The 6,508-nt window shown below is 66.6% G+C and carries 6 protein-coding genes and 2 pseudogenes; 5 read left to right on the forward strand and 3 right to left on the reverse strand.

The genetic code is table 11. The features are described 5' to 3' along the window. Positions 1-218, reverse strand: a pseudogene (locus ACLFQI_RS10455) (peptidase M61); the annotation flags it as partial. 237 nt (positions 219-455) lie between these two features. On the opposite strand from ACLFQI_RS10455, the gene ACLFQI_RS10460 reads away from it, so the two are divergent. Next, entirely contained in the window at positions 456-986 is a 531-nt protein-coding gene (locus tag ACLFQI_RS10460; protein ID WP_410759131.1) for a hypothetical protein, read from the forward strand. Positions 987-1,014: 28 nt separating this feature from the next. Continuing rightward, positions 1,015-1,590, forward strand: a pseudogene (locus tag ACLFQI_RS10465) (vancomycin high temperature exclusion protein); the annotation flags it as partial. Between the two features lie 183 nt (positions 1,591-1,773). Here ACLFQI_RS10465 and ACLFQI_RS10470 read toward each other — a convergent pair. Beyond that, entirely contained in the window at positions 1,774-1,950 is a 177-nt protein-coding gene (locus ACLFQI_RS10470; RefSeq protein ID WP_410759139.1) for a PLDc N-terminal domain-containing protein, read from the reverse strand. A gap of 45 nt (positions 1,951-1,995) precedes the next feature. On the opposite strand from ACLFQI_RS10470, the gene ACLFQI_RS10475 reads away from it, so the two are divergent. The 3 genes from ACLFQI_RS10475 (at position 1,996) to ACLFQI_RS10485 (ending at position 5,983) form a co-directional block, all read left to right on the forward strand. Further along, positions 1,996-2,949, forward strand: coding sequence for a diacylglycerol/lipid kinase family protein (locus ACLFQI_RS10475; RefSeq protein ID WP_410759132.1), 954 nt, complete (start codon positions 1,996-1,998; stop codon positions 2,947-2,949). 48 nt (positions 2,950-2,997) lie between these two features. Then, the gene (gene sthA / locus ACLFQI_RS10480; protein WP_410759134.1) at positions 2,998-4,395 is read left to right on the forward strand and encodes a Si-specific NAD(P)(+) transhydrogenase; all 1,398 of its coding nucleotides are present in this window, start codon (positions 2,998-3,000) and stop codon (positions 4,393-4,395) included. An 82-nt stretch (positions 4,396-4,477) separates the two neighbouring features. Next, positions 4,478-5,983 (forward strand): 2Fe-2S iron-sulfur cluster-binding protein, encoded by a 1,506-nt coding sequence (locus ACLFQI_RS10485; RefSeq protein WP_410759136.1) that lies wholly within the window; start codon positions 4,478-4,480, stop codon positions 5,981-5,983. Positions 5,984-6,071: 88 nt separating this feature from the next. Here ACLFQI_RS10485 and ACLFQI_RS10490 read toward each other — a convergent pair whose 3' ends face one another. Then, positions 6,072-6,260: a hypothetical protein gene (locus ACLFQI_RS10490; RefSeq protein WP_410759137.1), complete on the reverse strand. Its 189-nt coding sequence runs from the start codon at positions 6,258-6,260 to the stop codon at positions 6,072-6,074. Positions 6,261-6,508: the final 248 nt, after the last annotated feature.

Genomic DNA, 6,508 nt, shown 5'->3' on the forward strand with positions numbered 1-6,508 from the left:
AGCTTCTCGATCGCGAGCGGGCGCCCGGCCTGCTCGGCCTCGATGCGCAACAGATTGCGGGCGAAATCCCGAATCATGTAGCTGCCGGGAATCCAGGCCGGTAGCGAGACGCGCACACTGGGCGACGCGGGCTCGGGGATCTCGAGCCCAACCTCGAAGCAATGGGCCTCGGGACGCTGGGGGATGACGCGGTACGTCAACGGGGCCGATGCGGACATAAGGGGAAAACCTACTCTCACGGCTGTTCCATGCGCGCTGGCGCGCGACGACAAGACTTCGCTCGACCCTATCAGATGTCGTTACAATGCGATATGAATCAGCACGAAGATCGCGGAATAACCGCACAAGGAGCACCGATGCCTCAGTCACAGCGACAGCGCCTTCAGCCCAGCGACGCCCTCCCGGGGCGCGCAGGGCCCCTGGGCCGACGCGCGCGCAAATCCTCCTGGCCCGGGTTGCCGACCGCGCTCACGGTCGCCCTCTTCGTCGCGCTCGGCGGCTGCGCGAACCCGGGCAGGATCACCGATCCGTCGGTCTATCTGGGCAATCCCTTCCACCGCCCCACCGAGTCTAGCTTTCGGGACATGGCCCGCGCCGGCTGCGGTCCGATGAGCGTCGGCGACAGCACGGTCGATGCCCTGCTCGGCGAGGACAAGGCCTTCGACGACCTCATCAGCGCCCTCTATCGGGGGGATATCTCCAACGATGAGTTCATGAATCAGGTGTTGCTCCAATATCCCGCAGCGGATGCCAACATCCCCGCGACCGGCTGCATCATGGATCAGCTCGCCCAATGCTTTGCCGAGACCTGCAAGGCCGAGGCCGCCGTTGAACGCCAGGCGCGGGATGCGAAGGACACCGAGGATGCCGAACAGACCACCAGCGCGGTGACGATCGAGCCGAGCGAACTGCCATCGGAAGACCTGCCGGAGATCGATGCGAGGATCGAGCCGTCCGGGGACGACGGCCCGACACCGCTGCCCTAGACAGCGCAGAGGCTGGTCGCCGCCGCGCATGTCCGAGCATGAGCCCCGCCCAGCCGGCAAGCCGTTGCCGTCGGACACCGAGGCCGCGCCCTTGGCCAGGGCGGTCGGTTGGCGCCGATGGGTGCGCGGCGGCCTGTCGCTGCTGGGGCTCGGATTCGTCGGCCTGCTGACGGCGCTCGCCCTGATCGACCTGCGGATCTCCCTGGCGACGCGCGGCGCGATCACTGACACCCTCGCCGAGGTCGAGCCCACCGAAATCGCGTTGATCCTGGGCACCTCGCGCGGCCAGCACGGCAAGCCGAATCGCTTCTATCAGGCCCGTATCGAGGCGGCGGCAGCGCTCTACCACAGCGGGCGGGTGCGCGGCATCCTGGTCAGCGGCGACAACGCGACCCGCTACTACAACGAGCCGATCTCGATGCAAAAGGATCTGATGGCGCTTGGCGTTCCCGGCGAGCACATCACCCTCGATTATGCCGGCTTCCGCACGCTGGACTCGATGGTGCGCGCCAAGGAGGTGTTCGGCTTGGAGCGCGTGCTGGTGGTCAGTCAGCGCTTCCACGCGGCCCGCGCGATCTTCCTCGCGCGTCGCTTCGGGCTCGACGCGCGCGGCTTCGCGGCGGCCGATCCCGCGCATACCGGTTATCTCAGGGTCCGCGCGCGCGAGGTGCTCGCCCGCGCCCTCGCGATGCTCGACCTCATCAGCGGTCGGGGGCCGAGATTTCTCGGCGCGCGCGAAACGGTTCGTCTCCAGGATGGGCCGCGCCTCGATCTCCTGAGCAGGGATTCAGCTCGGCCCGAACAGCAACCAGAGGATCAGACCGAGGAGCGGCAGCAAGAGGATCACGACGATCCACAGCACCTTGGCCAGGGTGCCGGCACCGCTCTGGACGATCTTGACAAAGGCGTAGATCACAACGATCAGATGTAACAACCCGAGCAGGCCACCGACTTCGATACCAATCACCTGTCTGTCTCCACTCGATTCTAAGGATCCAAGCGCGACACCATGTCCCAGACCGTCATCGTCGTCAACCATCGCGCTGGCGCCGGCGCCTCGCACATCCGGGCCCTCGCCGATCGCCTCGCCGCGCGGCTGGGGGCTGGAACAGGCCACGTCAGCATCCTCAACCTTGGCGACGATGACAAGGCGGCCACGCCTTGGCGGCAAGACCTGCAGGCGGCGTTGGCGGCGGGCAGCGAGCGGGTCTTCGTGCTCGGCGGCGATGGCACGGTGCTGGCGGTCGCCTCGCAGCTGCTCGGGCAACCGGTCGCGCTCGGCATCATCCCGCTCGGCACGGCCAATCTGCTGGCCCGGGATCTCGGCATCCCGCTAGAGCCCGAGGCGGCGATCGCTGCGCTCACCGCTGACCCGGCCGTCACCGCCATCGACGTTGGCTGCGTCAACGGACAGCCGTTCCTCTGTGCCTCGATGATCGGACTCACCACCGCCCTTGCGCGCACGCGCGAGGCGATCCGGGGTCAGGGTTTCGTGCCGGCCGCGTTGGAACTCGCCCGCAAGACGCTGCGCCTGCTCTGGCGTTACCCCTACCACCGCATGCGCCTTTGGCTCGACGGCGCGCAACTGAAGGTCGAGACGCGCGCGCTGGTCATCACCAACAACCCGATCCGCGCGCACGTGCGGCCCTACCCGAGCCGCGACCGCCTCGACAGCGGCCAACTCGGTCTCTATGGGGTGCATCAAGGCCCGCTGTGGGAGCTGCCGCGACTCGCGCTGCGGATCATGCAAGGCGACTGGAGCCAGGAGCCTCGCATCTTCCAGCAACAGGCCGCCGCGCTGCGCATCGAGACCCGCAATGAACGGACGTTGGTGGTGATGAACGATGGCGAGCGCCTGCGCCTCAAGACCCCGCTTTTGTATGCGAGCCGGCCCGGCGCCTTGCGGGTGCTCAAGCCCCGTGATGGGGACCCGCAAGCGAGCGACCGGCCTATGCTAACCTGAACGCTTTCCAGCAGGGCGCGCCCCCGCGCGCGCCGAGGCAGAGACAGCATGGCAGTGCGAACCTTCGACAGCATCGTGATCGGCACCGGCCCGGCCGGCGAAGGCGCGGCGATGAAGCTGGCCAAGGCCGAGCAACGCGTGGCCGTGGTCGAGGCCCACGACCAGGTCGGCGGCGGCTGCACGCACTGGGGCACCATCCCCAGCAAGGCCCTGCGCCATTCGATTCAAATGCTCGCCGACTATCGGCGCAATCCCTTGTTCCAGCACACGCGCGATCAGGTCGAGGTCGCCTTCCCGGACCTGCTGCGCGCCGCCGATTCGGTGATCGACCATCAGGTGCAGACCCGCTATCGCTACTATCAGCGCAATCGTGTCGAGCTGCTGTTCGGCCGCGCGCGCTTCGTCGCTCCGCACCGGATCGAGGTGCGCCGCCCGGATGGCGTCATCGAGGAGATCGAGGCCGAGCACATCGTCATCGCCACCGGCTCGCGGCCCTATCATCCGCCGGATGTCGATTTCAGCCATCCGCGCATGCTCGACAGCGACTCGATCCTGCGCCTGCCCTACACCCCGCGCAGCCTGACCATCTATGGCGCCGGCGTGATCGGCTGCGAATATGCGTCGATCATGGCCTGCCTGGACGTCAAGGTGAATCTGGTCGACACCCGCGAGCGGTTGCTGTCCTTCCTCGATAACGAGATCACCGACGCGCTCAGCTATCATTTGCGCGAGCAAGGCGTGGTGATCCGCCACAACGAGACCTACGAGCGCGTCGAGCCCAGCGACGACGGCCTCGTGTTGCACTGCCAATCGGGCAAGAAGCTCAAGACCGACGTCCTGCTCTGGGCCAATGGCCGCAGCGGCAATACCGAGAATCTGGGCCTGGACGCGATCGGCTTGACGCCCAACAGCCGGGGCCAGATCGAGGTCGATCAGTCCTATCGCACCGAGATCGAGCATATCTTCGCGGTCGGCGATGTCGCCGGCCCGCCAGCGCTGGCCAGCGCCAGCTACGACCAAGGCCGCTTCGTCGGCGCGGTGATCGCCGATGGCGACTGCGAGTGGTCGCTGATCGACGAATTCCCGACCGGCATCTACACGGTCCCGGAGATCAGCTCGATCGGCCGCACCGAGCGCGAGCTGACCGCCGAGAAGGTCCCCTACGAGGTCGCCCAGGCCCACTTCAAGAGCATCGCCCGCGCCCAGATCACCGGCCACACGGTCGGCATGCTCAAGCTCCTGTTCCATCGCGAGACCAAGGCCATCCTCGGCATCCACTGTTTCGGCGAGCAGGCCTCGGAGATCGTCCACATCGGCCAGGCGATCATGTCGCAGCCCGGCAGCGCCAACAGCATCGAGTACTTCGCCGAGACCACCTTCAACTACCCAACCATGGCCGAGGCCTATCGGGTCGCGGCCCTGAACGGGCTCAACCGGCTGTTCTGAGAGACCCGACACGCATGCACCTCGCACTCGCAGCATCAGAAGCCGACGCGACCGCCACGGTCATCCCAAGAGGGCCTACCAGATGACCGAGCTGCTCAGTCTCTCGCGCGCGGCACGCCTTGCCGGCGTCACCCGCGCCGAGATCCAAAAGCGCATCCGCCATGGCGAGATGGAGACCTTCGAGGGCCAGGTCGCGATCAACGATCTGCTGCGCGTCTACCCCAGCGTCAGCCTGGAGCAGAGTGGCGATTTCGAGCGCGTCGAACAGATCAAGGCCGAGGCCTACCCGCGCAGCCATGACGAGGACACCCGGCTGCCGAGTCAGCAGGTGCTGATCACCCGCATCAAGGCGCTGGCGGAGGCGCTGGTGCAGCGCGTCGCCCGGGTCGAGGCGTTGGAGCAGCTACTGGAGGAGGTCCGAGCGCGGCTCGATGAGATGGCGGCGGACGCGGGAGACAAGAGCGGCGCGAGCGCTGCTGCGGAGACCCAAACCCATACTCAAGCCCAGGCCTTACGCGACCTCAGCGCCTGGCTGCAAACGCGCCGCACGGATCTGGCCGAGAGCGCCGTCGAGGCAGCACAGACCCAACTGCTTGCGAGAGACAGCTTCCTGCGCATCATGTCCGCCAGTGTCAAGATGATCCCGTCGGGACACGAGTTCTTCGTCGACGGTAACGAATCCATCCTCGAGGCGGCGGTGCGTTCGGGCCTGCGGCTGAGTTACGGCTGCGCCAGCGGCAACTGCGGCGAATGCAAGGCGCGGCTGGTCAGCGGCGAGGTCTATCGGCTGCGCGAGCACGATTATGTGCTGAGCGAGCGCGAGAAACAGATGGGCTATCTGCTCACCTGCTCGCACACGGCGGTCACCGACCTGCAACTCGAGGCCGCCGAGGCACACTCGCCGGCCGATCTGCCGGAGCAGGAGATCCAGGCCCAGATCCGCAAGCTGGAGCCACAATCCGGCGGACTGATGCTGCTGCATGTGCAAACCCCGCGCACCAATACGCTGCGCTTCATGGCCGGACAGCGCGCCCGGCTGAGGCTAGCGGATGGCCCTGAGCAGGAGCTGCCGATCGCCAGTTGTCCCTGTAACAGGCGCAATCTGCTGTTCACCCTGCGCCAAGGCGACGACGCCTTCAGCCAGGCGGTGTTCGAGACGGTGACGCCACGCCAGCCGGTGACCCTGACCGGCCCCTATGGGGACTTCGTGCTCGCCGATGCCACCGAGCCGGCCGTGTTCATCGCGCTCGGCGACGGCATCGCGCCGATCAAGAGCCTGATCGAGCACGCGGTCTCGATCGACAGTATCGAGGCCTTCCACCTGTACTGGTCGGTGCCGGCGCCGCGCATGCACGATCATCAGCCCTGGTGCCGGGCGCTGCGCGAAACGCTCGATAACTTTGCCTTCACGCCGCTGGTCGACGCTGCCTGTGACGACCTGCTGGCGCTGCTGGAATCCGATCTCGAGGCGCTGCCAGACAACCGCTACTACATCGCGGGTCCGGGCAGCGCGGTACAGGCGGTGGTCTCGACGTTGCTCGCGGCTGGGGTGCCCCAAGCGCGCATTGCCAGCGAGGAGCTGGACTGAGCCCGCGGGTCCTGGACTGCGCCTGCGGGACTCGGCAGGGAGAATGCGCCGCGGCGCGCCCAGAGGCTATGGCTCGCGGACCCCAGGCTCAGGCGGCGGCGCTGTTGGGCATTCGGTTCTGGCGCGGCGGCAGGAAGACGGTGCCCTTGCCGAAGCGGTTGATCGCCTCATTGCGCACCCAAGCCGGCGCGTTGGCGTAGAAGCGGACGTAGGTAAAGCCGCAATCACCGCGCTCGATGCTGGCGACCCAATCGTTGAAGTTGCTCGTCTCGTTCATTATGAAACTCCATTCCCGGCCCGTCGACGGGCTCGCGTGCCGCATGAGCCATGGGGCCTCTGCGACCTGTTGTTGTAGGGAAGCGATCGGTGTTGGATCGATCCTGGTTATCCTGCCCCTCGGCCTTGGGGCTTGGTTTCCTTGCGACTCGTCTCCTTGCGATTCATCATGGACAAGTCCGCGCTTGCCTTGGAATCGCTACCAGTCGACTCTAACGCCGACCTGAAACCAACGCAACTTTTGTTCCG

The organism is Halochromatium sp. (assembly GCF_046541315.1).
Lineage (GTDB): Bacteria > Pseudomonadota > Gammaproteobacteria > Chromatiales > Chromatiaceae > Lamprobacter.

Bases quoted from the DNA above. Each gene is read 5' to 3' on its own strand.
- ACLFQI_RS10485 (WP_410759136.1), top strand. From the start codon at position 4,478: ATGACCGAGCTGCTCAGTCTCTCGCGCGCGGCACGCCTTGCCGGCGTC.
- ACLFQI_RS10490 (WP_410759137.1), bottom strand. From the start codon at position 6,260: ATGAACGAGACGAGCAACTTCAACGATTGGGTCGCCAGCATCGAGCGC.
- sthA (WP_410759134.1), top strand. From the start codon at position 2,998: ATGGCAGTGCGAACCTTCGACAGCATCGTGATCGGCACCGGCCCGGCC.
- ACLFQI_RS10475 (WP_410759132.1), top strand. From the start codon at position 1,996: ATGTCCCAGACCGTCATCGTCGTCAACCATCGCGCTGGCGCCGGCGCC.